22 protein-coding genes are annotated in these 26,487 nt (G+C 64.1%); 10 read left to right on the top strand and 12 right to left on the bottom strand.

Annotation, left to right across the window (positions count from 1 at the left end; genetic code table 11):
* Positions 1-54: 54 nt before the first annotated feature.
* Positions 55-951, bottom strand: a complete 897-nt coding sequence (locus C6A77_RS20855; RefSeq protein WP_114171175.1) for a LysR family transcriptional regulator — start codon at positions 949-951, stop codon at positions 55-57.
* Positions 952-1,117: 166 nt separating this feature from the next.
* Positions 1,118-1,708, bottom strand: coding sequence for an NAD(P)H-dependent oxidoreductase (locus C6A77_RS20850; RefSeq protein ID WP_114171174.1), 591 nt, complete (start codon positions 1,706-1,708; stop codon positions 1,118-1,120).
* A 153-nt stretch (positions 1,709-1,861) separates the two neighbouring features.
* Here C6A77_RS20850 and C6A77_RS20845 point away from each other — a divergent pair, with 153 nt between their 5' ends.
* Entirely contained in the window at positions 1,862-2,176 is a 315-nt protein-coding gene (locus tag C6A77_RS20845; protein WP_114171173.1) for a putative quinol monooxygenase, read from the top strand.
* A 68-nt stretch (positions 2,177-2,244) separates the two neighbouring features.
* Here the strand turns inward: C6A77_RS20845 and C6A77_RS20840 are convergent, their stop codons facing one another.
* Entirely contained in the window at positions 2,245-3,414 is a 1,170-nt protein-coding gene (locus tag C6A77_RS20840) for an ATP-binding protein (RefSeq protein WP_114171172.1), read from the bottom strand.
* Positions 3,415-3,658: 244 nt separating this feature from the next.
* Between C6A77_RS20840 and C6A77_RS20835 the strand changes: the two genes are divergently transcribed.
* From C6A77_RS20835 to C6A77_RS20810, 6 genes are read left to right on the top strand one after another with little or no spacing between them, the layout of a single operon-like run.
* A complete protein-coding gene (locus C6A77_RS20835) occupies positions 3,659-4,264 on the top strand; it encodes a CDP-alcohol phosphatidyltransferase family protein (protein WP_114171171.1) in 606 nt (201 codons plus the stop codon).
* Between the two features lie 30 nt (positions 4,265-4,294).
* Positions 4,295-6,049, top strand: a complete 1,755-nt coding sequence (locus C6A77_RS20830; protein ID WP_114171170.1) for a bifunctional alpha/beta hydrolase/class I SAM-dependent methyltransferase — start codon at positions 4,295-4,297, stop codon at positions 6,047-6,049.
* Positions 6,050-7,366 (top strand): phosphatase PAP2/dual specificity phosphatase family protein, encoded by a 1,317-nt coding sequence (locus C6A77_RS20825; RefSeq protein ID WP_114171169.1) that lies wholly within the window; start codon positions 6,050-6,052, stop codon positions 7,364-7,366. It abuts the gene before it with no gap.
* A complete protein-coding gene (locus C6A77_RS20820; RefSeq protein WP_114171168.1) occupies positions 7,363-7,794 on the top strand; it encodes a hypothetical protein in 432 nt (143 codons plus the stop codon). Before C6A77_RS20825 ends, C6A77_RS20820 begins: the two co-directional genes overlap by 4 nt.
* A gap of 10 nt (positions 7,795-7,804) precedes the next feature.
* The gene (locus tag C6A77_RS20815; protein WP_114171167.1) at positions 7,805-8,428 is read left to right on the top strand and encodes a lysophospholipid acyltransferase family protein; all 624 of its coding nucleotides are present in this window, start codon (positions 7,805-7,807) and stop codon (positions 8,426-8,428) included.
* A 1-nt stretch (position 8,429) separates the two neighbouring features.
* Entirely contained in the window at positions 8,430-9,362 is a 933-nt protein-coding gene (locus tag C6A77_RS20810) for a phosphatidate cytidylyltransferase (protein ID WP_114171166.1), read from the top strand.
* 18 nt (positions 9,363-9,380) lie between these two features.
* On the opposite strand, the gene C6A77_RS20805 is transcribed toward C6A77_RS20810, so the two are convergent.
* From C6A77_RS20805 to C6A77_RS20795, 3 genes are all read right to left on the bottom strand, one after another.
* On the bottom strand, positions 9,381-9,788 hold the full coding sequence (locus C6A77_RS20805) for a type II toxin-antitoxin system HicB family antitoxin (protein ID WP_114171165.1): 408 nt from the start codon (positions 9,786-9,788) through the stop codon (positions 9,381-9,383).
* On the bottom strand, positions 9,785-10,012 hold the full coding sequence (locus C6A77_RS20800; RefSeq protein ID WP_114171164.1) for a type II toxin-antitoxin system HicA family toxin: 228 nt from the start codon (positions 10,010-10,012) through the stop codon (positions 9,785-9,787). Before C6A77_RS20800 ends, C6A77_RS20805 begins: the two co-directional genes overlap by 4 nt.
* A gap of 194 nt (positions 10,013-10,206) precedes the next feature.
* Positions 10,207-10,482, bottom strand: a complete 276-nt coding sequence (locus tag C6A77_RS20795) for a metal/formaldehyde-sensitive transcriptional repressor (protein ID WP_114171163.1) — start codon at positions 10,480-10,482, stop codon at positions 10,207-10,209.
* 70 nt (positions 10,483-10,552) lie between these two features.
* Here C6A77_RS20795 and dmeF point away from each other — a divergent pair, with 70 nt between their 5' ends.
* Both dmeF and C6A77_RS20785 read left to right on the top strand, forming a co-directional pair.
* Positions 10,553-11,479: a CDF family Co(II)/Ni(II) efflux transporter DmeF gene (gene dmeF, locus C6A77_RS20790; RefSeq protein WP_114171162.1), complete on the top strand. Its 927-nt coding sequence runs from the start codon at positions 10,553-10,555 to the stop codon at positions 11,477-11,479.
* Between the two features lie 96 nt (positions 11,480-11,575).
* Positions 11,576-11,920: a cupin domain-containing protein gene (locus C6A77_RS20785; RefSeq protein WP_003258412.1), complete on the top strand. Its 345-nt coding sequence runs from the start codon at positions 11,576-11,578 to the stop codon at positions 11,918-11,920.
* A 229-nt stretch (positions 11,921-12,149) separates the two neighbouring features.
* On the opposite strand, the gene mmsB is transcribed toward C6A77_RS20785, so the two are convergent.
* On the bottom strand, positions 12,150-13,037 hold the full coding sequence (gene mmsB / locus C6A77_RS20775; RefSeq protein ID WP_114171160.1) for a 3-hydroxyisobutyrate dehydrogenase: 888 nt from the start codon (positions 13,035-13,037) through the stop codon (positions 12,150-12,152).
* Between the two features lie 28 nt (positions 13,038-13,065).
* On the bottom strand, positions 13,066-14,592 hold the full coding sequence (locus tag C6A77_RS20770; RefSeq protein WP_114171159.1) for a CoA-acylating methylmalonate-semialdehyde dehydrogenase: 1,527 nt from the start codon (positions 14,590-14,592) through the stop codon (positions 13,066-13,068).
* Between the two features lie 132 nt (positions 14,593-14,724).
* On the opposite strand from C6A77_RS20770, the gene C6A77_RS20765 reads away from it, so the two are divergent.
* Positions 14,725-15,675, top strand: a complete 951-nt coding sequence (locus tag C6A77_RS20765) for a LysR family transcriptional regulator (protein ID WP_114171158.1) — start codon at positions 14,725-14,727, stop codon at positions 15,673-15,675.
* Positions 15,676-15,866: 191 nt separating this feature from the next.
* On the opposite strand, the gene C6A77_RS20760 is transcribed toward C6A77_RS20765, so the two are convergent.
* The 4 genes from C6A77_RS20760 to recC all read right to left on the bottom strand — a co-directional run bounded on the left by C6A77_RS20760 (position 15,867) and on the right by recC (position 26,249).
* Complete coding sequence (locus C6A77_RS20760; protein WP_114171157.1) at positions 15,867-16,118, bottom strand: DUF3077 domain-containing protein; 252 nt, start codon at positions 16,116-16,118, stop codon at positions 15,867-15,869.
* 893 nt (positions 16,119-17,011) lie between these two features.
* Complete coding sequence (recD, locus tag C6A77_RS20740) at positions 17,012-19,096, bottom strand: exodeoxyribonuclease V subunit alpha (protein WP_114171154.1); 2,085 nt, start codon at positions 19,094-19,096, stop codon at positions 17,012-17,014.
* A complete protein-coding gene (gene recB / locus C6A77_RS20735; protein WP_114171153.1) occupies positions 19,093-22,770 on the bottom strand; it encodes an exodeoxyribonuclease V subunit beta in 3,678 nt (1,225 codons plus the stop codon). Before recB ends, recD begins: the two co-directional genes overlap by 4 nt.
* On the bottom strand, positions 22,767-26,249 hold the full coding sequence (gene recC, locus C6A77_RS20730; protein ID WP_114171152.1) for an exodeoxyribonuclease V subunit gamma: 3,483 nt from the start codon (positions 26,247-26,249) through the stop codon (positions 22,767-22,769). Before recC ends, recB begins: the two co-directional genes overlap by 4 nt.
* Positions 26,250-26,487: the final 238 nt, after the last annotated feature.

Genomic DNA, 26,487 nt, shown 5'->3' with positions numbered 1-26,487 from the left:
TCAACTGTAGGAAGTTTCGCCGCGTGGAGGCAGGGTCTGTCGCGTTCAGACAACTCAGCAGGCGTACATCGCCAACTTGCGCTGGATGAAATCGAGGAAGCACTGGATGCGCAACGCCAGCTGGGTGTTGCGGTAGTACACCGCATGGATCGGCTGGCGGTAGCCGTTGTTGGCCTCGCCCAGCACGACCTGCAGGCGCCCGCTGCGGATGTCTTCATGGGTCATGAAATGCGACAGGCTGACGATGCCCTCGCCGGCCAGCGCCAGTTGACGCAAGGTCTCGCCACTGGAGGCGATTAGCGCCGGGCGGATGCTCCAGCGGTCTCCCTGGGCATGGCGCAGGGGCCACTGGTTGAGCGATTCGGGCTGGCTGAAGCCGAGCAGGCAGTGGTTGGCCAGGTCCTCGACCCGCTGCGGCGTGCCGTGTTTTTCCAGGTAGGCCGGGCTGGCCAGCACCTGTACCGGGCTGCAGCCCAGGTTGCGTGCGTGCAGGCTGGAGTCGGCCAGTTCACCAATGCGGATCGCCACATCGGTGCTCTGCTCCAGCAGGTCGATGATCAGGTCGTCGGTATTGAGTTCCAGTTCGATGCCCGGATACTGGCGGCGGAACTCGCCGATCCACGGCAGGATGGCATGCAGCATGAACGGCGCAGCGGCATTGATGCGCAGGCGCCCGGTGGGGGTCTGGCGGTTTATCGACAGACGCTCCTCCATCTCGTCCATCTGCTCCAGGATCAAGCGCGAGCGTTCGAGGAAGAAACGGCCTTCTTCGGTCAGGTCCATGCGCCGGGTGGTGCGGTTGACCAGCGTGGTGCCCAGCTTGCCCTCCAGGCGCGACAAGGTACGGCTGACAGCGGAGGGTGTCTGGCCCATCTGCTCGGCAGCGGCGGAAATCGAACCGCAGTCGATGACGGTGACGAACACCTGGAGTTCTTCGGATCGGGTTTTCACATCGTGGCCTGTGGGTGGACTTTGCAGAGATTAGATAGCCGCTTGTCGAGGGCAAGTCCAGCGGTGCCTGTGGCGGCTTCTTCGCGGGCTCGCCCGCTCCCACAGGTTTTCACCCTCCCTCGGTGGGAGCGGGCAAGCCCGCGAAGAGGCCGCCACAGGTCAGTAATCACTGAGCCTTGCCAAACACCGCATCCAGGTGCGCCGCATAGGCCGCCAGAGCAGCCGGTACATCCGGGCGCTTCATCACATCCACCGCCAGGAAGGTTGGCAGGCCTGTCATGCCGAGGAACTGATTGGCCTTGTGGAACGGGAAATAGACCGCATCCACGCCCTTGCCCTCAAAGAAATCGGTCGGGTCATCGAACGCCTGCTGCGGCGCATTCCAAGTCAGCGCCAGCATGTACTGCTTGCCGTGCACCAGGCCACCACTGCCGTACTTCTGCGAGTGGTCCGAACGGCTACGGCCGTCGTTGGCATACAGGCTGCCGTGGCCTGCGGTGAACACCTCGTCGATATACTTCTTCACCGTCCATGGCGCGCCCATCCACCAACCTGGCATCTGGTAGATCACCACATCGGCCCAGAGGAACTTCTCCACTTCTTCCTGAACGTCATAGCCACCATCGATGAAGGTCTCGCGCACATCGAAACCGGCGCGGTCCAGATGAGCGACGGCCGCTTCGTGCAAGGTCGTGTTGAGGCGACCCTCGGAGTGAGCGAACTGTTTACCGCCATTGAGCAGAAGGATCTTTTTCATGTGCACCTCGCGAAAAATTCAGGCCGCAGGTTAGGGGCTCGCGAGCGCGGGATACAGCCATGCAGGGGCAAAATACAATTGACCTGAAGTCACGAATGGGTGCTTCATTATTGCCGTAGAATCGCCTCACCTTCCATCATCGAGTAGTGACCCATGAGTGAGCAGTACGCCTTCATCCTCAAAGCCAAGACCCGCCCGGAAATGGCTGAAGCATTCGAAACCCTGTTCCGGGCCTACGTCGAGCCAAGCCGCCAGGAACCTGGCTGCATCGAGTACCACATGCTGCGCGACAAGCACGACCCGAGCCTGTTCGTGTTCTTCGAGGTGTGGGCCGACAAGGCCGCGCTGGATGTGCACTCGGCCCTGCCACATATGGCCGCGTTCTTCGAAAAGCGCCTGGACTATCTTGAACGCGATTTCGACATCCAGATGATCGACATGCTTAGCGCATCCAGCGCTGACTGTTAGTTGCCAAGTGCCACCGAGTGGGCAATTGGCCTGGTAGCGCAGTGATCAATCGGCATCACTGGCCAGGATCACTGTTGCTGGCGACGCAGATATTCAGCGAACAACGGAACGGAAAAGTCCAGATAGCCATGATCTGTACTGTAAATCATGCCTTTTGAAATGATATTGGCGCGGGCAGGGCCAAGCGAGGATTGATCGCGCCCCATTTCTTTAGCAATTCCCGTGATGGGGTACGGGCCGTCGCCGAGTTTGGCCATCGCCATCACAAACTGGATTTCTGCTCTGGTAAGCCGGTCATACCGGACCCTGAAGAAACCCACATCAAGGCGGGCCAGCGTTTCTGAATAGGACCTTTCTACGTCGGCGAGGGTAATTCCCGGCCCGGGTGCAACATCCCATGAGGCAGACCCCCACTCTTGCAAGAAGAAGGGGTAACCCTTTGTCCGTTCAAAGATAGCGTCAAGGGCCGCGTCGTCGATCGTCTCTCCTTCCTCCTCAACCGGTTTACGCACCGCGAGTTTCGCGGCGGTCTCATCGAGAGGCCCTACCGCTGGATATTGGAAAAGTCGCTCGGCATACGACTTTGCCTCGCCGGCCAGCTTTGCCACCTGAGGAAGACCTGCCCCTACCATTACCACAGGCAGCCCACGCTGGGACATTCGGTGCAGCGAGACGATCAACGCTGACAAATCCTTCTCCGAGAGGTACTGGACCTCATCGATCAGTAAAACCCAGCCCTTACCAGCTGCTTTTGCGCCCTCACCAATTATGGTGAACAAGTCCGGAAGGTCGTGCTGCAAATCACCGCTATCGGCGAGGCCTGGCTCAGCAGCCTCAACCCCGACCTCGACCCCACCGACATCAATCTTGAATATCGCGGCAAAACTACGGAGGGCGCCCAGTCCACGAGAAGCAATCTGCCTGGCCGCCTCAACCCCGGATAGCGAACGCATCACTCGGCGGAGTTCTGGATAGAGCAGCGTCGATAGCGTGGCGTTTTCAGGAGCCTCAATCTGGCTGACAAGCATATTTTCGGCGCGGGCGATGTTTCCGATCTCGTTAAGGAGTACCGTTTTGCCGACCCCGCGAAGCCCCAATAGCATCATCGATCTTGCAGACCGACCTTTCACGGCTCGCACGAAGGAAATACGGGCCATATCCAAAATCGCGTCTCGACCTGCGAGCTCAGGAGGAGGAGTCCCTGCGCCCGGGGCGAAGGGATTTTCGTAAGGATCCATACAAGCCTCAGAAGAATAGGTAAAACTAAAATAAAATAGCATTTTCTATTAGCATTCAATAGAAATTGCTATTTTCCCTCCGAAGCTCGCCGAATGGCATGTGCTTCACGCGAGATCATAGGTGCTCTGCCCCCAGGATATGCGCCATCTCCCGTATTCGAACAGTATCTGCAGGTGCGGGTTTACCAGCGAGCACGACTCGCACAAAATGGCGCCAGTACGACCAAGCGAAAAGGACTTCCCAGTGGTATCGATCTACCAGCTCAAACCACGCTTCCAGGCCCTGCTCCGCCCCGCCGTGCAGCGCCTTTACGATCGCGGTATCACCGCCAACCAGGTCACTGTCGCCGCCGCCGTGGTGTCCATCCTGCTCGGCCTGTTGCTTGCCGCCCTGCCCCACCTCACCTGGCTGTTTGTTCTGCTGCCGGTGTGGATGCTGCTGCGCATGGCACTGAACGCCGTCGACGGGATGCTGGCCCGGGAATTCGGCCAGCAATCCACCCTGGGCGCCTATCTCAACGAACTCTGCGATGTGATCGCCGACGCCGCCCTGTACCTGCCCTTCGCCCTGCTGGCCGGTGTGTCGCCCACGCTGGTGGTGCTGGTGGTGCTTGCCGCCACCTTCAGCGAATACGCCGGGGTCATGGGCCCGCTGGCCGGTGCCTCACGGCGCTACGACGGGCCCATGGGCAAGAGCGACCGGGCCTTTGCATTCGGCGTGCTGGGCACCGGCGTCGCCCTGGGCCTGCTGAGTGGCGCCTGGATCAACGGCTTGTTGCTGGTGATCCTCGCGCTCTCGCTCTATACCCTCTACAACCGGGTTCGCCAGGGGCTGGCCGAAACCCGTTGAGCCCACTGCCGTCGTAAAAGGATGTTGACCATGCGCCAAGCGCAAGCGCTGCACTTCTCCACCCATGACGGCGTCGAGTTGCACTACCGTCATTGGCCTGCCACCCGCAACCAGCACCAGCCCCGCCGGGCCGTGGTGATGTTCCATCGCGGCCACGAACATGGTGGGCGCATGGCCCACCTGGCCGATGAACTGGACATGCCGGGCTACGATTTCTTCGCCTGGGATGCCCGTGGCCACGGCCAGTCGCCAGGTGCCCGCGGCGACAGCCCGGGGTTCGCCACCAGCGTGCGCGATGTACAGACCTTCATCGAGCATATCCAGGCCTGCCACGGCATCGCCGAACAGGACCTGGTGGTGCTGGCGCAGAGCGTCGGTGCCGTGCTGATCGCCACCTGGGCCCACGACTACGCGCCGAAAGTGCGTTGCCTGGTGCTGGCCTCGCCGGCGTTCAAGGTCAAGCTGTACGTGCCGTTCGCCCGCCCCGGCCTGAAGCTGCTGAAGGCCATGCGCGGCAACTTCTTCGTCAACAGCTACGTCAAGCCACGCCTGCTCACCCACGACCCGGAGCGGGTCATGTCGTACGTAGCCGACCCACTGATCAGCCGGCCGATTTCGGTGACCATGCTGCTGGGCCTCTACGAAGCCGCCGACCGGGTGGTGGCGGATGCCCAGGCCATCCAGCTGCCGACCCAGTTGCTGGTGTCCGGCGCCGACTTCGTGGTCGAACGCCGGCCGCAGGAGCGCTTCTTCGAACGCCTGGGCAGCGCGCGCAAGGAAATGCACATTCTCCCGGGCTTCTTCCACGACACCCTCGGCGAGCGTGATCGGGCGCATGCCCTGCGGCGCATCGAACGCTTTGTCGAACATTGCTTCGCCAGCCCCGCCGCCGTGCCGTCACTGCTCGATGCCGACCAGACCGGCGCCAGCTGCGCCGAGGCCGAAAGCCTGGCCGCAGCGCTGCCGCGCAACTCGCCTCGTGATCTTTACTGGCGCGCGACCCGCGCCGGGCTACGCATGGGCAAGGGGCTGTCCGCAGGGGTGAAGCTGGGGTTCGATACCGGCTTCGATTCCGGCAGTACCCTTGACTACGTGTACCGCAACCAGGCGACGGGCCAAGGCCGGCTGGGCCGCATGGTCGACCGCAACTACCTCGACGCCATCGGCTGGCGGGGTATTCGCCAGCGCAAGCTGCATGTAGAGGAACTGCTGCGCCTGGCCATTGCCCGCCTGCGCGAGCAGCAGCGGCCAGTGCACATTGTCGATATCGCCGCCGGCCATGGCCGTTACATCCTCGAGGCCCTACAGCAACTCGAACAACTGCCGGACTCGATCCTGCTGCGCGACTACAGCGAACTGAACGTGCAGCAAGGCAGCGCCCTGATCGCCGAAAAAGGCCTGGCCGACATCGCCCGTTTCGTCCGCGGCGATGCCTTCGACCGCCAGAGCCTGGCCAACCTGGAACAACCGCCGACGCTGGCCGTGGTCTCCGGCCTGTACGAACTGTTCGCCAGCAACCAGTTGGTCGGCAACTCGCTGGCCGGCCTGGCCGATGCGGTCGAGGAAGGCGGCTATCTGGTCTACACCGGCCAGCCGTGGCACCCGCAACTGGAGATGATCGCCCGCGCACTCACCAGCCACCGCGGCGGCGAGGCTTGGGTGATGCGTCGCCGCAGCCAGGCTGAAATGGACCAGTTGGTCGAGGCGGCGGGCTTCCGCAAGCTGGCCCAGCGCATCGATGAGTGGGGCATCTTCAGCGTCAGCCTGGCGCAACGGGTGCGCTGAATGGGCCCGTCACGCGAGCCCGGGCTGATCCGCCGCGGGGTGTGCTGGCTGATGCTGCTGGCGCCGCTGTTTTTCCTCAGCTACGGCCTGGCCAACAACCACACGGCCGCACGCACTGATGTCGGCAGCCTGGTGTTCGCCTGGGAAAGCCGCCTGCCGCTGTGGCCGTGGACGATCATCCCGTACTGGTCGATCGACCTGCTGTACGGTTTGTCCTTCCTGCTGCCGCGCACCCGCCAGGAAATGGACCGGCATGCGCTGGCGCTGCTTACCGCGCAGCTGATCAGTGTCAGTTGCTTCCTGTTGTGGCCACTGCGTTTCACCTTCGAGCGGCCGGAGCTGGGCGGCGTGTTCGGCTGGCTGTTCGATGTGCTGATGGGCTTCGACAAGCCCTTCAACCAGGCGCCGTCGCTGCACATCGCCTTGCTGGTGATCATCTGGACGATGTTTGCCCGACACGTGCAGCGCCAGCCGTGGCGTTGGCTGATGCACGTCTGGATGGCGCTGATCGGGCTGTCGGTGCTGACCACCTGGCAGCACCATTTCGTCGACGTGCCCACGGGGGCACTGGCGGGGTTCGTCTGCGTCTGGCTGTGGCCCCGTGAAGGGCGGCTGCCCTGGCAGCAGGTACGCCTTGCGCGGGATGCCAAGCGTTGGCGGTTGGCGTTCTTTTATGCGTTGGGCGGGCTGCTGTGCGCAGGGCCTGCTGTTGCGTTGGGCGGCGCCTGGCTGTGGTTGGCCTGGCCGGCCGTGTCGCTGACGTTGGTGGCGCTGAATTATGCCGTACTCGGCGCAGGCGGCTTTCAGAAAGGCGCCGACGGGCGTTTGTCGAATGCCGCCTGTTGGTTGCTGGCCCCCTATCTGGTGGGGGCGTGGATCAATTCGCGGCTGTGGACCTGGCGCCATCCGCAGGCGGATGAAGTGTGCGATGGCGTCTATCTTGGGCGGATTCCGGGGCATAGAGCGCCGTTCGCTGCGGTTGTCGATTTGTGCGCAGAATTGCCCTGTAGTGTTCAGGACGGCGCGTCAGCCGCTGGCTATGCGTGCTTTCCCACACTGGACCTGATCGTCCCTGACAGCGCCCTGCTACACCAGGCCGCCGTCGCCATCGAGCGCCTGCGCCCCGGTGGCCCGGTGCTGGTCTGCTGCGCCCTGGGCTATTCGCGCAGCGCCAGCGCCGTGGCCGCCTGGCTGGTGCTGACAGGCCGTTGCAGTGACGCCGGGCAGGCTGAAGCGCTGATCCGTAAGGCCCGCCCCGGCGTGGTCCTGCACAGCGCACACCGCCTGGCCGCGCAACAACCGGGCACGCAACCATGAACCTGCTCGTGGTGGCCAGCCTGCTGGCCCGTGGCAAACAGCTGGAGCGCCTGTCGGACGGCCTCACCCTGTTGGCCCTGGCCTACGGCCTGGCGCCCTTGCTGGGTGCCCGCCTGCCGGCATTGGCCAGCCTGCTGTGCGCGGTGCTGCTGGTACTCGGCGTACTGCACAAGTACTGGGCCGTGCGCGTGGCCATGGATGCCGAACTGTTCGCCGACCTCGCCACCAGCCGCGACCTGGCTGCGGACACCCAGGCCCTGGACCGCGCCTTGTTCGAGCTGAAACTCAAACCGCAGGCCACCGACGCCCGCGCCTGGCCTGCCCGCAGCCAGGCCGCGCTGGCCCTGCTGCGCCGCCAGGCAATCTGCCTGGGCCTGCAACTGTCGCTGGCCTTGGCTACCCTGCTGACACTGCCTCTGATGGGATGACCCACGATCCATGCTCGCCAACCTGACCGCCTACCTCATCACCTCTGCCGCCCGCCTGATCACCGGCGCACGCGCCCTGTGGCTGGGCTGCACGCCGCTGCCGGTGCAGCGCCTGTACTTCGCCAACCACAGCAGCCACGGCGACTTCGTGTTGTTGTGGGCTTCGCTGCCGCAACCGCTGCGCAAGCGTACCCGCCCGGTCGCCGGCGCCGATTACTGGGCCAGACCCGGCATCCGCGATTTCCTCATTCGCAAGGTGTTCAATGGTGTACTGATCAACCGACAACGCAGCGACGGCCAGGGCAGCCCGCTGCAGCCTATCCTCGAAGCCGTGGCCCAGGGCGATTCGCTGATCTTCTTCCCGGAGGGCACGCGCAATCTGAGCGACGAACCGCTGATGCCGTTCAGAAGCGGGCTGTACCACCTGGCGGCAGCCAACCCCGACGTCGAGCTGGTGCCGGTGTGGATCGCCAACCTCAACCGGGTGATGCCCAAGGGGCGCGCCTTGCCGTTGCCGTTGCTGTGCACCCTGAGCTTTGGCGAACCGCTGCACCTGCAGGCTGATGAAAGCAAGCAGGCCTTTCTCGAGCGGGCCAGCCAGGCCCTGCTGAACCTGGCCCCCAAGGATGCCTGAGATGGACCACAACACGCTCTCCCTGTTAGCCGGCATCGGCGCCCTGCTGCTGCTCGCCAGCGTGATCGGCCGCCTGCTCAAATGGCGCGCCGGCGCCGGCCCGCACGCGGTGATCGACAACCTCAACGCGCGCATCAACGCCTGGTGGGTAATGGTGCTGGTGATCGGCATCGCCTTCCTGTTCGGCAAGTACGGCGTGATCGTGCTGTTCTACGGCGTGTCGTTCTATGCCCTGCGCGAATTCATGACCCTGACCCCGACCCGACGCAGCGACTACCCGGCGCTGGTGGCGGCGTTCTATGTGGCGCTGCCGGTGCAGTATGTGCTGATCGCCATGGACTGGTACGGCCTTTTCAGCATTTTCATCCCGGTGTACCTGTTCCTGCTGCTGCCGATTTTGGCCAGCTTCGGCGGTGACACCACGCGCTTTCTCGAGCGTGCCTCGAAGGTGCAATGGGGGCTGATGATCGCGGTGTACTGCGTGTCGTCGGTGCCGGCGCTGATGACCCTCGACATCCCCGGCTACGAAGGCCGCAACCTGCTGCTGATCGCCTGGCTGATCCTGGTGGTGCAGATCAGCGATGTGTTGCAGTACGTGTGCGGCAAGCTGTTCGGCAAGCACAAGGTAGCGCCCAACCTGTCGCCATCGAAGACCGTCGAAGGCCTGGCCGGCGGCGTGGCTATGGCCACCCTGATCGGCGCCCTGCTGTGCTGGATCACCCCGTTCACCTTCTGGCAGGCCGCACTGATGGCGTTGGCAGTGAACGCCATGGGCTTCTTCGGCGGGCTGGTGATGTCGGCGATCAAGCGCGACCGCGGGGTGAAGGATTGGGGGCACATGATCGAAGGCCACGGCGGCATGCTCGACCGCATGGATTCGGTGTGCTTCGCCGCGCCGGTGTTCTTCCACTTCGTGCGTTACTGGTGGGCGTAGCGAAAGCCTGCGCACCGATCAGTGTGAAAGTGCCAACTCTCGCAATGCAGCCGAGGCCAGAAAACCGGAGCGGGATGCGTAGCGGTGATCACGCTTCACCTTATCATCGATGCGCTGAAGCAGGTTTTCCGGCAACGTCGCGTTGAAGCGAACCGCTTTGCCCAGATAGGGCGTGACATCGAAATCCACCACGGCCCAGACCCCGCCTTCAAAGTCGGGGTTCGCCACGTGGACGTCGATTTCCTGTGCCTGTGGCAAGGCCTCGCCATCGGCGACCAACCCTTCAAAATGAAGCGCCAGCGCCTCTTGAACATTCTCCAGCGCTTGGCCAACGGTAGTACCGGCGGAGAAACACCCGGGGACATCGGGAACGGTCACACCGTAATCCGAGTCGACGTCTTTGTGCAATACAACCGGAAATTTCATTGATTACCTCCGTTGATGCTCATGCTGGCAACGCCACCTACTTGAATCAAACCAGCCTGCTTCAAAATGCTGCGTACTGTGCCTTTGGGCAGCTCACTCTTGGGATGGGGAACCGTTACTCTTCCCTTTTTGCTTGGGTGCCTGAACTGGTGATGGCTGCCTTTCACCTCGACCTCATACCAACCGTCAGCTTCAATGAGCTGGATGACTTCACGACTGCGCATGCATTCTTCCTTCAGCAGTCGATGTGTATAGTACACACCGATTTTACCTGAACAAAGCGCACTACACACTATCCACATACATCCCGACCAGCGAGTCGGATGCCAGGGTAAGGGAGGTCCTTAGGAAACGTAGGAAATCGGCACGACCATACGAGCATCGATACCTAGGGGGTATCTGCGAGCGTTTCAACCGGTTATTTGAGATAAGACCGCAACAACGCCGCCACCTTGTCCGCCTCGTCCTGCCGCTGTTCGGCACTGAGGCCGTCCGCGACCAGGTGTTCGCGGATATGCCCTTCCATTACTTCGGTCATCAGCCCGTTGACCGCGCCACGCACGGCGGCGATCTGCTGCAAGATCGCCAGGCAGTCCTTGTCCTGCTCCAGCGCCGTCTCCAGGGCTGCGGCCTGGCCTTTGATCTTGCGCACCCGGGTCAGCAGCTGCTTCTTGCTCTTCAGGGTATGTGCCATTGGGTTTCACACCATGCTAGGTATACTGGGGTATAGTATATTTCTGGACGTTCCGGGAGCATGATAAACCATGGCGACACAAACCTCAGGCCACTGGCAGCACAGCCACCAGTTCCATACCCGTAATCTGGGCGCCGAGCGCAAGACGCGCCTGGCGGTGTGGCTGACTGCCGTGATGATGGTGGCTGAAATCACCGGTGGCTGGTTCTTCAATTCCATGGCGTTGCTGGCCGACGGCTGGCACATGAGCTCCCATGCCTTGGCCCTGGGCCTGTCGTTGCTGGCCTATGCCGCCGCGCGGCGTTATGCCGGCGACCGGCGCTTTGCCTTCGGCACCTGGAAAATCGAGATTCTCGGCGGCTACTCGAGCGCGCTGTTGTTGCTGGGTGTGGCCGGGCTGATGGCGTTCCAGTCGCTGCAGCGCCTGCTGAGTCCGGGGCCGATCCACTACGACGAGGCGATGCTCATCGCCGCCGTCGGCCTGGCCGTCAACCTGATCTGCGCCTGGCTGCTTCGGGACGATCACCATCATCATCATCATCATCATCATCATGGCCACGATCATCATCACCATGACCTGAACCTGCGCTCGGCTTACCTGCATGTGATCGCCGATGCCGCCACCTCGGTGCTGGCCATCGTCGCCCTGCTGGCCGGCAAGTTCTGGGGCGCCGGCTGGCTCGACCCGGTCATGGGCCTGGTCGGAGCACTGCTGGTGGCGCTGTGGGCCCGGGGGCTACTGCGCGATACCGGCCGGGTACTGCTGGACGCAGAGATGGACGCGCCCGTGGTGGAGGAAATACGTGAAGTGGTCGCGCAGCTGCCGGTGCCAGCCAGCATTACCGACCTGCACGTGTGGCGCGTCGGCAAGGACCACTACGCCTGCATTCTCGGCCTCGCGGCCCGGGCCGAACTCAGCGCCGACAGCGTGCGCGAGGCCCTGAGCGTGCACGAAGAACTGGCACACATCACCGTCGAGGTCAACCGCCTGGCATAGCGCGACCAGACAGCTGGACGTCGAGCCCAGGCAACTGCGGCTCGGCCAATGGCCCTATGGTGACGGGTCATTCAGCCAGTCACCAGGAGTTGTGCCATGTCCGATTTCATCACCGTCCTGCGCGAAACCTGCCCGACGCCGGTCGTGGACGCCACCAAGTGGAAGCGCATCGGCGGCGATCCGCACACCGTCAACCTCAACGCCTACCTGTCGGCCGACGGCAGCAAGATCATGGGCACCTGGATCTGCACCCCGGGCAAGTTCGAGGTCAACTACGAGAAATGGGAGTTCTGCCACTTCCTCGATGGCTACTGCATCATCACCCCGGAAGGCGAAGAGCCGAAGCACCTGAAAGCGGGTGATGTGTTCGTGATCGAACCGGGAATGAAAGGTACCTGGGAAGTGGTCGAGACGGTGCGCAAGTACTTCGTCTTCGCCTGATTTCAGCTTACCCCCCACCCCCGCTGTGGGAGCGGGCGCGCCCGCGAAGCAGGCAATGCGGTGGATGGCACCGGCGTTGCCGGTGTTCGCGGGCATGCCCGCTCCCACAATGGCCGTAGGCCGCCTGCTGAATCGCGAGCAAAAAAAATCGCGGATCAGGCGCCCTTCCCTCTGGTGCGCAGTTACAGAGGGAAGGCCACCTGGCCCGCGATGAAGCCCACCTCTTGCGTCAATCCTTCTTGCGATAACTCTCGACGATGGCCGAGAAGTCCTTGCCCCCGTCACCGCGCAGGCTCATGGCCTGATACAGCTGCTGGGCCACGGCACCGAGGATCACCGGCTGGTGCGCCTGGCGTGCCGCTTCGGTTGCCAGCCCGAGGTCCTTGAGCATCAGTTCGGCGCCGAAGCCACCGGTGTAGCCACGTGATGCCGGCGCGGTCTCGATGATGCCCGGCCACGGGTTGTAGGTGTCCGAGCTCCAGCAGCGCCCGGTCGAACTGTTGATGATGCCGGCCAGCACCTTGGTGTCGATGCCCAGCGCGTTGCCCAGGGCCATGGCCTCGGACACGCCGACCATCGAGATTCCCAGCAGCAGGTTGTTGCAGATCTTGGCGATCTGCCCGGTACCGACCTCACCGCAATGCACGATGTTGCGGCCCATCTGCTCCAGTACCGGCTTGAGCGTGGCAAACAGCTCGGTGCTGGCCCCGACCATGAAGGTCAGGGTGCCCGCCGCCGCGCCACCGGTGCCGCCGGACACCGGCGCATCGCCCATGTCCACGCCTTTGGCCGCTGCGGCCTTGGACACATCGCGTGCGGTCTGCGGGTCGATGGTGCTGCAGTCCACGGTCGGCGTGCCGGGGCGGATGCCGGCCAACACGCCGTCCTCGTTCAGGTACACGCTGCGCACATGGGCCGCCGCCGGCAGCATGGTGATCACCAGCTCGCTGTTGGCCGCCGCCTCCTTGGGCGATGGGCTGATCTGCCCGCCCAGTTCGGCGAGCTCGGCCAGTACTGCCTTGTTCAGGTCGAACAGGTTGAGTTGGTGCCCGGCCTTGATCAGGTTGCGGGCCATGGGTGCGCCCATGTTGCCCAGGCCGATGAATGCGATACGCATGACGCTCTCCTTAACCCTGGCTGATGGCTTAGCGCAGGCTGATGGTGGTGTTCACACCGTCGTTGACGCTGTCGTCATCGAACCAGCGGGCAGTGACGGTCTTGGTCTGAGTGTAGAACTGCACCACTTGCTTGCCGTACGGGCCGAGGTCGCCGAGCTTGGAGCCACGCGAGCCGGTGAAGCTGAAGAACGGTACCGGTACCGGGATAGGGATGTTGATGCCGACCTGGCCGACGTCGATTTCGCTCTGAAACTTGCGCGCTGCCGCGCCGCTCTGGGTGAACAGGCCGGTGCCATTGCCGAACGGGTTGGCGTTGACCAGGGCGATGGCCTCGTCGAGGGTATCGACCTCCAGGGTGACCAGCACCGGGCCGAAGATTTCCTGGGTGTACACCTGCATGTCGGTTTTCACCCCCGAGAACAGGGTCGGGCCGATGAAGTTGCCCTGCTCGTACCCCGGCACCTTGACGTCACGGCCATCCAGTTCCAGCTTGGCGCCTTCCTTGATGCCGCTCTCGATCAGGCCCAGCACACGCTCCTTGGCGCGCCTGGAAACCACCGGGCCGACATCGGTGCCTGGCTCGCAGCCGGCATTGACCTTGAGCTTGCTGGCCGCTTCCTTGATGTCCGGCAGCCACTCGCGCGCCTTGCCCACCAGCACCGCCACCGAGGTGGCCATACAGCGCTGGCCGGCCGCGCCGAAGGCGGCACCGACCAGGGCATTGACGGTTTGCGTGCGGTTGGCATCAGGCAGCACCACCGCGTGGTTCTTGGCGCCCATCATCGACTGCACACGCTTGCCGTGCTGGCTGCCCAGGTTGTACACGTGGGTGCCCACTTCGGTGGAGCCGACGAAGGAGATCGCCTTGATGTCCTGGTGAGTGCAAATGGCATCTACCACCTGCTTGCCACCGTGCACCACGTTCAGCACGCCTGCCGGTACGCCGGCTTCCAGCGCCAGCTCGACCAGCAGCATGGTCGACAGTGGATCCTGCTCGGACGGCTTGAGTACGAAGGTGTTGCCGCAGACGATGGCCATGGGGAACATCCACAGCGGGATCATCGCCGGGAAGTTGAACGGGGTGATGCCGGCGCACACGCCAATCGGCTGGCGCAGGGTGTAGGTATCGACGCCACCGGCGACGTTCTCGGCGAATTCGCCCATTTGCAGGGTGCCGATGGAAGCCGCGTGTTCGACCACTTCCAGGCCACGGAAGATATCACCCTCGGCGTCGGCCAAGGTCTTGCCCTGCTCGGCACTGAGCACCTGAGCAATGCGTTTGGTGTGTTCGCGGATCAGCGCCTGCAACTTGAGCATGATGCGCATGCGTGCGCCGATCGGGGTGTTGCGCCAGGTCTGGAAGGCGCGCTGGGCAGCGGCCACCGCCGCGTCGACTTCTTCGACGGTGGCGAACGGAACGCGCGCCAGCACTTCTTGCGTGGCGGGGTTGACGATGTCGCGCCATTCGGTGGTTTTCGACTCGACCCATTGGCCGTCGATCAGCAGCTTGACCTGCTCGACCTTGGTGCTGTTTGGGGATTGCGGTGCGTTCATCTGCGTTCTCCTTGGAATTATTGTCGGGACGAGATCGCCAGCGCCGGGCAAACGCGAGGTGGCGTCCAGAGGCTTGTTTCGAGTATAGATGTGCAAACATCCAACAAGAACGCACAAAAAAACCGGATCATCATGCAAAAAGACCTCACATCCCTGAGCGCGCTCAACTGGGACGATTTGAAGTTCTTCCTCGAAGTGGCCCGTACCCGCAAGGCCAGCAGCGCCGCCAAGCGCCTGAGCGTGGACTACACCACGGTGTCGCGACGGATCAGCTCGCTGGAGGGGGCGCTGGGCACGTTATTGTTCGAAAAGTCCCGGACCAACGGCTTTGTCCTGACCGCCGAAGGCCAGCGCCTGCTGGGCTATGCCGAGTCGATCGAGAGCACCCTGCACATGGCCTGCGAGCAGGTGTCCGGTTCGGGTGTGGCGCTGTCGGGGCATGTGCGCATGGGCTGCACCGAAGGTTTCGGCAGCTTCTTCGTCACCCCGCAGCTAAGCCACTTCGTCGATGCCTACCCGGCCATTTCGGTGGACATCCTGCCGTTGCCGCACTTCATCAGCCTGTCCAAGCGCGAGGCGGATATCGTCATCGCCCTGGAGCGGCCGGAGCACGGGCCTTATGTGTGCTGCAAGCTGTGCGACTACCGCTTGCGCTTGTATGCGACCCAGGACTACCTCGATAGCCACCCGCCCATCCGCCAGATAGCCGACCTGGCCCAACACCCGTTCATCAGTTACGTGGATGACCTGGCGTTCAGCTCGGAGCTGCTGTACCTGGCCAACCTGATCCCCAGTGCCAGTGCGCATTTGCGCAGCACCAGCGTTATTGCCCAGTACACCGCAGCGCTGCAGGGGCGTGGGCTGGCGATTCTGCCGTGCTTCCTGGCGGCGCAGGACCCGCGGTTGGTCACGGTCTTGCCGGAAGAGATCGAGGTCACGCGGCAGTTCTGGATGTATTGCCGGGAGGACTTGCGCAAGCTGAAGCGGATCACCCTGTTGTGGGATTACATACGTGGGGTGACCGAACAGAATCAGGGACTGCTGATGGGGCAGACACGGGAAATGGTGTTTGCCGACTCATAGTTCTGCTGGAAGATCAGGTGGGTGCTCAGGAGTGAGGGGGCGCTTTGCGCCCCTTTCGCGACACAAGGCCGCTCCCACAAAGACCGCGCTTTCCCGAGGACAACTTAAATTCTGAAGGATCGGGCTTGCCCGCGAACACAGTCAGATTCGGTGTCTGGTACTTGGGCAAGGACCGCAGCGGTCCGATTCCGTCAACTTATTCCCCTGGACATTCCGAGCTCCATATCATCAATCAACGCTTTTGCCATCTCACTGAGAATACGTGCAGCACTGCCTGCAATCCGGTCATTCTCCATCTCTGCCTCAGTCGTGAGGTGACGAATACAGCCAAGCAACACAGATAACTGCGTGAAGGCATGATTGAAGGGAACGTTTGGCTGCAAGCGGAACAGGTCAAAGGTTTCTATGCCCGCAGTTGAGGATTTCCTTGGATCATCGCTCATATCATTGCTCCTTGCAGCGGGTGCTAGTGTGGTCAGTCAGGGCGTGGATCGCTCGACACAGAAGGCGAATATTCATGCCCATAGCATCCTGCATAAGCCCAGGACCGCTATCGATTAGTACGGTAGTGGTGTGATCCACTGTCAGGATTAGGGCGTGGAGCAGTTGGTCACATTCTTCGATACCCGGAGGATCTAGAAGTAAGAGATTGGGTGGGTCGAGTTGGAGAAGGGCTGAGGCGGGTGGATCAGGTACGAGCTTTTTCATGATGGAGCTCCCTTGAACGGACCAGGAACTGCCGCCCTCTTCGTCTCAAGGATTTAGGTGGCAGTCGTGCACGGTTTGAGACCCGGGACACATGAATACCGGCCAGGCCGAAGCCTGCCCGCGCACGACCGCCATGAAGCGGTGCCAACACATGTAGTCCGGGGGTCTCAAGCCCGGTCACCTGGAAAGGCGACCCAAGGACGTTATCTCAGGAGGGCTTCCCCGCCTATGTGGCGGCTTCTGACTGGCGTGTAGGATAATTCGCCAAGTGGGCTGAACTAAAGCAATTGGCTTCAGGTTCGGAAATTTCTTACAGGCAGATGGCCCTGGCGAGGGCTGCGCCCTCGATCGCAGGCAAGCCAGCTCCCACAACGTCTGCGCTGGATTCAAGACAGGTGCTGTACCTGTGGGAGCCGGCTTGCCGGCGATCACCGGCGCAGCCGGTGCCAGTCACCGAGTCGCCTGCTTCGCGGGTAAACCCGCTTCTATGAAAGGCGCGGATCTAATGCGATCCCTGTGGGAGCGGGCGCGCCCGCGAAGCAGGCACCGGGGTGGTTGGCACGGGCTGCGCCCGTGTTCGCGGGCACGCCCGCTCCCACAGGGGATCTCCTATCGGCTCACTACAAGGTCAGACCTGCTCCAGCATCAACCCGGAAATCCGCCGCACCTTGCGCGCCACCGCTTCTTCGAAAATGCCCTGGCGTGGCTCGACCAGGCTGAAGCAGTGCTTGGCGCGGGTGATGCCGGTGTAGACCAGCTCCTTGGTCAGCACCGGGTTCAGCGCATCCGGCAGTACCAAGGCGGTGTGGCTGAACTCCGAGCCCTGGGATTTGTGCACGGTCATGGCGAATACCGTTTCCACCTCGTTCAGCCGGCTGGGCAGGACGAAACGTACGCCACCACTGCCGTCGTTACGCGGGAAGGCTACCCGCAGCAAGGGCTCGCCGCGTTCATCGGGCAGGCGCAGGGCGATGCCGATGTCACCGTTCATCAGGCCCAGGCCGTAGTCGTTGCGGGTCACCAGCACCGGGCGCCCTTCGTACCAGGGCTGCTGGCTGTCGATCAGCCCGGCATTGTGCAGCACCCGCGCCACCCGTTCATTGAGGCCCTCGACCCCCCAGGCGCCCCGGCGTACCGCGCACAGCAACTGGAAGTCCTCGAAGCCGTGCAGCACCTTGCTCGCCCATTGCTCCCACGCCGGGTCGTCGAACGCGGTCGCGAGTGCCGGGCGGAAGCGCCCGAGGGTTCGCAGGTAGCTGCGGTAACCTTGCGGGCCGTCACTGCGGCCGAGGCCGTCGAGCAGCAGGCGGTCGAAGGCGCGATCCTGTTCGTGCTTGAGGACCAGGCTGTGCACATCGGATGGCGGCGCGGCCAGCAGATTGCGCGCCGCGTGGGAGTCCTGACGGTTGACCAGCCGGGCCAGCTGGCCGATGCCGCTGCCTTCGCCGAAACGCCGCGAGAAACGCAGCATCACCACCTGCTGGGCCAACGGGTTGCGCTGTTCATCGCCGGTCTTGAGGCCGCTGCCGGCCAACGACTCGCCACCGATCTGTTCCAGCCACGCCTGAGTCGCGGGCGAATAACAGCCCTCCTCGGCATCCCGGCACAGGTCGCCCAGCACCGCGCCGGCCTCCACCGAGGCCAGCTGGTCCTTGTCGCCCAGCAACACCAGGCGTGCCCGTGGCGGCAGGGCATCGAGCAGGTTGGCCATCATTTCCAGGTCGATCATCGAGGCTTCGTCGACCACCAGCACATCCAGCGGCAACGGGTTGCCGGCATGGTGGCGAAAATGCCGCGAGCCAGGGCGGCTGCCGAGCAGGCGGTGAACCGTGCTGACTTCGCTGGGGATTTGCCCGCGCACCTCGGCGCTGACCTGCAAACGCTCGACCTGCTGGCCGATGGACTCGGTCAGGCGCGCGGCCGCCTTGCCGGTCGGCGCGGCCAGGCGGATGCGCAGCGGCCTGCCCTGCTCCACCGCTGGCGCCTGCAGCAAGGCCAGCAGGCGTACCACGGTGGTGGTCTTGCCGGTGCCTGGGCCGCCGGTGATGATGCTGAAACCGGCGCGGGTGGCCAGGGCGCAGGCGAGCTTCTGCCAGTCGACCTGGCCAGCCGGCGCGCCGCCGTCGAACAGCTGGGCCAGACGGCCAGGCAGGTCAGCCGGGGCCGCTTCAGCCTGGCTCAGACGCTGGCGCAGGGTCTGGTCGATGCGCCGCTCGTAGCTCCAGTAACGGCGCAAATACAGGCGTTGGCCACTGAGCACCAGTGGCCGCGCCTGCTGGCCCGGGGTATCGGCAGCGGCCACCAGCGGGCTGGCGGCGATGCGTTGGCGCCAGGCACTCAGGCCCAGGTTGGCCAGCAGTTGCGAGGGCAGCAGCAAAGGGCCGCTCAGGGCATCGCCTTCCGGTGGCAACGACAGGGCGAAATCGGGCTCGGCCAGGGTTTGCTGCAGGTCCAGGCAGACATGGCCGTGCCCCAGCTGATGGCTGGCCAGGGCAGCGGCAAGCAATAGCAGGGGGTCGCTAGCGGGGGCGCGCTCCTCCAGGAACGACACGAACGCGCGGTCCAGGGCCCGCAGCCAGCCGCGCTCCACCCAGCGGTCGAGCAGTTGCAGCAGGTCGCCGCTGTCATGCTGTGGCGCCAGGGCCAGCAGGTGCTCGGCGTGCAGCGGGGTGGGCAACAGGTCGACGAGGGTTCGGCTCCGATCATGGCTCATGGCGCAACTCCGGCAAACAGGTCCTGCTGCGCCGGCGGGTGCTCGCCACGGAACAGCGCATCGAGGCGCTCGATCAGCTCACGCGGTGGCTTGGCGTGATACACGCCGTGGCCGCTGCTGCTGGCGCCTCGCAGGAAGATGAACAGGGCGCCACCGACATGACGGTCGTAGTCGTAGTCCGCCAGGCGGGCACGCAACTGGCGATGCAGGGCCAGCAGGTACAACACGTATTGCAGGTCGTAGCGATGTTCGAGGATGGCCTTTTCCATGGCCGAGGCATCGTAGGCCTGAATGTCTGGGCCCAGCCAGTTGGACTTGTAGTCGGTCACGTAGTACCGCCCGTCCAGCTCGAAGGCCAGGTCGATGAAACCTTTGAACATGCCGTTGAGCACGGTCGGCTGCGCCGCCGGGCGCGCAAGGCCGGGGTGGGTGTGGCGTGCCACCAGGCGGTCGAGCTGTTCGGCATCGACCTGGTGGCTGGCGAACCAGAATTCCATTTCGATCTGGTAGTGGCGCAGCTGCCCGAGGGTGACGCTGGCGCCATCGCCCGGCAACGGCAAGGCTTCGTCGAGCAGGCGCTGCAGCCAGTGGGTCAGGGTGGGAATCCAGCCGGTCCAGTCACGGCGATTGCAGCGCTGGCCAACGGTTCGCTCGATCAGCTGCGCATTGCCACTGACCTGGCTGAAGCCCTCGCGGCCAACCCACTCCAGCAAACCATGCAGGAAGGTGCCGGGATTGGGCCCGCGCGGGAAGCGATGGATATCGCCACTGTCGGCCGGGACCTCGCGCAGCACCTGGGTATCGGCCAGTTCATCGTCCAGCAACTGCTGGGCCTGGGAGCTGTCGGCACCGAGGGTCTGGTCGCCGACGCGCAGGGCACTGTACGAGGCGATCCACCAGTGCTCGGCCCCCGCAGCACGGCGCGGCTTGCGGGCTGGCAGCAGCTCGCGGTCGGCGTGGGGCATGCGATACAGCTGTTCATCAGCCTGCGGCAGCCCCGGGCAGCTGATGTGCGGGCAGGTTGCAGCCAAGGCCTGCAACCAGTGCGCTAGTTGCGGCGAGCTCGGCAAGGCCTGCCCGCCACCCAACAGGTAGCCGAACGCCGAGCGGTGCAGCTGCGAACTCTTCTGGTTGCCACGCTTGAGGTCGGCGACCCCCAGCCAGCAGGCATGTTGCGCGCGGGTCAGGGCCACGTAGAGCAGGCGCAGGTCTTCGGCCAGGCGCTCGTCGTCGGCGCGCTCGATCTGCGCCTGGTCCGGTGTCAGCGTGAGGTGGGCGTTACCCTCGCTGTCATGCCAGGCCAGCGGCAGGCGGCTGCCATCGACCGGTTTGCTGGTGCAGATGAACGGCAGATAGACCAAGGGGTATTCCAGGCCCTTGGACTTGTGGATGGTCACCACTTTCACCAGCTGCTCGTCGCTTTCCAGACGCAGGATCTGCTCTTCGCCGGCCTGGCCGGAACTGGCCAGGTGTTCGCCCAGGTGACGGATCAGCGCCTGTTCGCCATCCAGCTCACCGGCGGCCTGTTGCAACAGCTCGGCCAGGTGCAGCAGGTTGGTCAGCACCCGCTCGCCATCGCTGCGGCGGATCAGCGTGCGCGGCAGCTGGAAGTCATGCAGCAGGTGGCGCAACATCGGCAGCACGCCCTGGCGCTGCCAGATGTCACGGTAACGACGAAACCGCATGACCCAGTCTTCCCAGACCCGCTCGTCCTGGTTCAGGCGATCCAGCGCAGCCAGCGAGAGGCCGAGGGTGAGGCTGGCCAGGGCGGCCTTGAGCAGGCGTTCCGAGTCGGGTTCGGCGCAGGCCTTGAGCCAGGCCAGCAGGTCGTGGGCTTCCTGGGCGGCGAACACCGAGTCCTTGTCGGACAGATACACGCTGCGTACCTCACGCGCGGCCAGTTCGGTGCGGATCATCTGCGCCTCATGGCCATCGCGAACCAGAATGGCGATGTCCGAGGGCAGGCACGGCCGCAGTTCGCCATCCGCGTTGCGAAAACCTGCGCTGCCTTGCTGGCCGCCATTGAGCAAGGCGACGATATGGCTGGCACAACTGGCGGCCAGCTGCTGGCGGTAGACACTGCCGGAAACCGGCTCTTCGCTTTCCAGCTGCCAGCACTGCAGCGCCGCGCAAGGTTCGCCGTCGATCAACAATTGTTCGCCGCGGCCTTTGGCATGGACCTCGATGAACGGCAGCGGGTTGCCATCGGCCGCACGGAACAGGAACGCCCCACGCCCCGTCTCCCGCGCTTCGGCCTGCAGGAACACTTGGTTGACTGCGGCCACCATGGCTTTGCTGGAGCGGTAGTTGGTGTCCAGGCTGTGCAGGCGGTCGTGGGTGGCGCGCCGGGCAGCGAGGTAGGTGTAGATGTCGGCACCACGGAAGGCGTAGATCGCCTGCTTGGGGTCACCGATCATGAACAGGCCGGTTTCCGCGCGGTTTTCGCTGATCTGGTAGATGCGCTCGAAGATGCCGTACTGCACCGGGTCGGTGTCCTGGAACTCGTCGATCAGGGCCACCGGGAACTGCTCGCGGATCAACCCGGCCAGGCGCTCGCCGGCTTCGCTGGCCAGCGCGTGCTGCAGGCGCAGCAGCATGTCGTCGAAGCCCATTTCCGCACGCCGGCGCTTCTCCATTTCAAAGCGCGCCGACACCCAGTTGGCGGCATGTTCGAGCAAAGGCGCATCCGGGCTGTCGAGGGCCTGCAATTGTTGCTGCAGGTTCTGCATGGCATCGAGGGCCGGGTGTGCGGGCGGCTCGCCCTTCCAGGCGTCGGCCATACCCGCCGGGGTCAGGCGGGTGAAGCCAGTGCCCAGTTCGAGCTCCACCAGCTGCTCATCAGTGGCCCAGGCACAGAGTTTGTCGCACCAAGGCTCGAAATACTGCGCCCGCATCTTGCGACCGTCGACCTGCTTGGCAGCCACCGCCTCATGGCAGAGCTGCCGCAGTTGCTCGGCCCACTGCGCCCACGGCGCCTTGAGCCGAGCCAACTGCTCGCGACGTTGTTGCAGCGATGCCTGGATCAATTCGGCCGGCTCTGGCCCATCCTGTTGGGCACGCACACGGCCGAACAGCGGGCGAATTCGCGGCAGCAGAGCAGCAGGGCTGCCCCAGTGGGCGCGCACCCAGGCCAGCGCATCGCCCTGCATGCCGTAGCAGAAGCGCCGCCAGTAATCGCGCATGACTTGGCCCAGCAGCTCGCTGTGGTCAGTTTCCAGGGTTTGGGTGAACAGGCTGCCGCTGTCGAAGGCATGCTCGCGCAGCATGCGCTGGCACCAGCCATGGATGGTCGACACCGCCGCCTCGTCCATCCACTGCACGGCGATTTCCAGGCGTCCGGCACAGCGCGGCCAGGCCTCTTCCGGGTAGTCGTCTCGCAGCTGCTGCAGCAACGGGTCGGCCACCTGCAGTTCGCCACGGAAAAAGCGCGCGGCTTCGGCCAGGCGGGCGCGGATACGTTCGCGCAGTTCCTTGGTGGCGGCGTCGGTGAAGGTCACCACGAGAATCTGCGGTGGCAGCAGCTCGCGGCCGAAGCCGTGCTCGCCGCCGTGCCCGAGGATCAGGCGCAGGTACAGCGCGGAAATGGTGAAGGTCTTGCCTGTGCCGGCGCTGGCCTCGATCAGCTGGCTGCCATGCAAGGGAAAACTCAGTGCCAGGGGACGGGCCTGGGTCATGCGCCTTTCTCCGGGTTGCCCAGGGTCTGCCACGGGGCGTTGAACAAGGGGCGGTACAAGGCTTCGCACCAGCCTTCAAAGGTTTCATCTGCGGTGAGCGCGGCAAAGTCACGGAACTGCCGGGCCAGGGCGATGCTTTCGCTGCGCTCGCCAAAGCTGGTGCGCTCGTCGCCTTCATAGGCACGGGCCGCGGCAGCCAAGGCCTTGTCGGCATCGTCCTGGGCCAGCCAGGCAAACGCCGTCTTGGCCGCCACCGGCAGCGGTGCGTTCATCGCCGCCTGACGGGCCACCAGCAGTTCGCCGAGCAGTTGCGCCGACTGCGCTTGCGGCAATGGCGCAAGCAGCAAGGTCAGATCGCTGGCCACCAGCGCGCTGTTGTAGGGGTAACCCGCTGCGCAGGCGGCCAGGTGGGTGACCCAGGGCGCGATCAGGCGGTGCCACTTGAGCGCGTTACGCCCGGCGCTGATGGTGTTGGGCACGGTGGTGATGCTGAGCAGGCTCTGGTCCTGCGCCTGGAACACCCGGCCCAACCAGCCTTCGAGGCGGTGCGGGCCGTGCTCGAAATGTACCGGCAATGCCCCCTCGACCAGCTGTGGCCAGCGCTGCAATAACTGGCGGTGGCGTTGCAGCAGGTCTGGCAGCGGCTCGATCAGCTCACGCTGCAGCAGTTCACCGAAACCGGCCAGTGGCAACACGCCACAAGCCTGCAGACGCCGGGCCTGGGCCTGCAGGGCCTGGTCGGCATTGTCCGGGTCGGCCAGCGCTGCGGCGAGCAGGCTTTCACTGGCGCCGTAGCGTTGCAGGTTGTCGAGGACAAAGGGTTCTTCGTCCGGGGTCGGCGCCTCCAGTGCTTCGAAGTACACCTTCAGGCGCTGGCTGAAGAAGTGCCGCACCGGGTGGCGCAGGAAGTCATTCAGTTGTGCCAGGCTCAGCGCCTCATCATTCTGGTAAGGCGGCAGGCCGGGCTCGCCCTGCCCGTCCTGCTCGCCCTGCTGGTGCAACACCTGCCATTCGTGAGCGAAGCTGAACAGCGGGCTGCCTTTCTCGAAGTAGCGCGGGCTGAACGGTTGCAGCGGATGCTCCTGGGTCAACGCATGCAACAGTTGTTCGCCCGCTGCTGCCGGATGCCCCTGGCTGGCACCTGCCAGCTGCCAGCCAGCGGCAAGATGATCGCGCAACTGGCCAATCAGCACCGAGGCCGGGCGTTCGCTGTTGTCGCGGATACTGCGCCCGACCCAGCTGACATACAGCTGGTCGCGGGCCGACAGCAGCGCTTCGAGCAGCAGGTAACGGTCATCCTCGCGACGCGAGCGGTCACCGGGGCGGTAGTCACTGGCCATCAGGTCGAAGTCCAGCGGCTGCTGGGCGCGGGGGTAATCGCCATCGTTCATGCCCAGCAGGCAGACCACCCGGAACGGGATGGCGCGCATCGGCATGAGCGTGCAGAAATTCACCGAGCCGGCCAGGAAGCGTTGCGACAGCTTGCCCTGGTCAAGGCCCGACAGCCAGGCTTCGCGCACCACGGTCAGCGGCAACGGGTCTTGCAGACCGACCGTCTCGCACACTTCCAACCAGCTATCGCGCAGGTCCTGCAACTGCATCAGCAAAAATTCGTCGTGCTCGCCCTCGGCCAGGAAGAATACCTGCAGCAAGGCGTGCAGGCGCTCGCCCCACTGGCTGACGGTGGCAGGCTCGGACAGGGCCTGGCTGGCCACATCGAGGGCGTCGAGCAAGGCCACCAGCGGGCCGATCAACGCGGCGTCCAGGCCGCCGATTTCATCATAGGGTTCGATGCCGTCACAGGCCTCGCCAACGCCAACGGCATAACCCAGCAGCATGCGCCGCAGGCCGAACCGCCAGCTGTTCTGTTCAAGGCCTGCGGGCAAGCCCAGTGTTGCCCGCTGCTCGGCATCGAGGCCCCAGCGGATGCCGGCGCCCTCGATCCAGCGGTGCAGCGTGGGCAGGTCGTTTTCGCGAATGCCGAAACGGGCGCGGACTGCCGGCACATCCAGCAGGTCGAGCACCTCGCTGACCGCAAAGCGGCTGTCCGGCAGCTTGAGCAAGTGTTCGAGGGCAATCAGCAAGGGCTCGCGACCACGCTGGCCCTGGTCGGTCAGGGTGAACGGAATGTAACGCGGATCGCTGCGCTGCAACTGGCCGAATACGGCGCGGATATGCGGTGCATAGGTGTCGATGGCCGGTAGCATGACGATCACGTCGCGAGGCCGCAAGGTGGGGTCGGCGCTGAAGCGGGCCAGCAACTGGTCGTGAAGAATCTCCACTTCACGCTGCGGGCTGTGGGCAATGTGGAAGCGGACCGAGCGATCGTTCGCCGGGTCGACTGGAGGCCACAGTTCACGGGTTTCGGCGAGCGGACGCAGTTCGAGGATGTCGTCTTGCAGCTGGCTCAGCAGCTTGGTGGGCGAGCCGTCAGTGAACAGGTCGATACGGCCATCGCTGAACACCCCCTGGTAACTGCCGGGGTCGTCATAGCTGTCGAGCAGGTTGATGTAGTCGCGGCCTTGTTTGCCCCATGCGGCGAGCAAGGGATGGGCATGCTGGTGCAGCGACTGGTCATCCAGCTGCAGGGGCATGCCTTGCTTGCGCTGCTGACGCTTGTACTGGTGGCGCAGCAGGTCCTTGTCGGCAACGATATCTGCCCAGTGGTGGCGGCAGGGGTTGTGCACGCACAACAGCACCTGGCTGAAGCGTGCCAGGCCGGCCAGTGCCTCGAGGGCCTGGGCTGGCAGCGAGGAAATGCCGAACACGATGACCCGCGCCGGCAACCCTGCCGGGGCCTGCTCGAGGCTGTTGATGCGCTCGATGAAACGTTGATGCACCCCGGCTCGGCTCTGCGCCATGCCTTGCTCGCCAACATCTTCCAACAGTGCGCGCCATAGCTCCGCCTGCCAGCGGTTGCCTGGGGGCAACGCTTTGCGCTCACCGCGGGCAGTGTTGAGGATGTGCTCGCCAGCGGCCCAGTCCTTGAGCCAGTCGGCGCGGTAGACCTGGTATTGGTCGAACAGGTCGGCCAGGCGCTCGGCGAGCTGGTAGCGCTTGCGCAGGTCGCTGTCGTCGGTAAGAAAGCGCCGCAGCGGCTCGAAATGCGGGCGCTCGATCAAGGCGGGGAGCAGGCGCATCAGGCGCCAGGTCAGCGGTGCCTTGTCTAGCAGGGAGACTTCGGGGATTTCGTCACGGCCCAGCACGCTGCGGTACAGCTGCCACATGAAGCTGCCTGGCAGCTGCACATCAATGGCAGCAGCGATGCCGCAACCGCCCTGGTCATCGTCTTGAGGGTCTTCGGCCAGGGCCAGCTTGAGCCATTGAGCAATACCGTTGCTCTGCACCAGGGCTATTTCGTTTTCCAGCGGCGCCAGAGAGTAGCGACGCATCCAGCTCACCACCAGGCTGCGCAAGTCGTCGAGGCGGTTGCCGTGGACGATCATGAAGCCGGGGTGGAGGTGGGTGGTGTTGAGCATCGGGCAGTCTCTGACAGGCGCGGGTGGCTGAGGGGGAACGATATCACGTGGATATGAAAGGGCCGAATGCCCTCTACCGCGTCGCCTGCTTCGCGGGCTTGCCCGCTCCCACAGGGGGGCTGCTTTTTTGCGGCACAAAGACAAAACCCCTACCTGCATGTGCAGATAGGGGTTTTGCGAAATGAATCTTGACGATGACCTACTCTCACATGGGGAAACCCCACACTACCATCGGCGA

This window comes from Pseudomonas sp. AFG_SD02_1510_Pfu_092 (assembly GCF_003331055.1).
Lineage (GTDB): Bacteria > Pseudomonadota > Gammaproteobacteria > Pseudomonadales > Pseudomonadaceae > Aquipseudomonas.
Note: the sequence above shows the minus strand (reverse complement) of the source record. Positions and strands in the feature narration are given on the sequence as shown.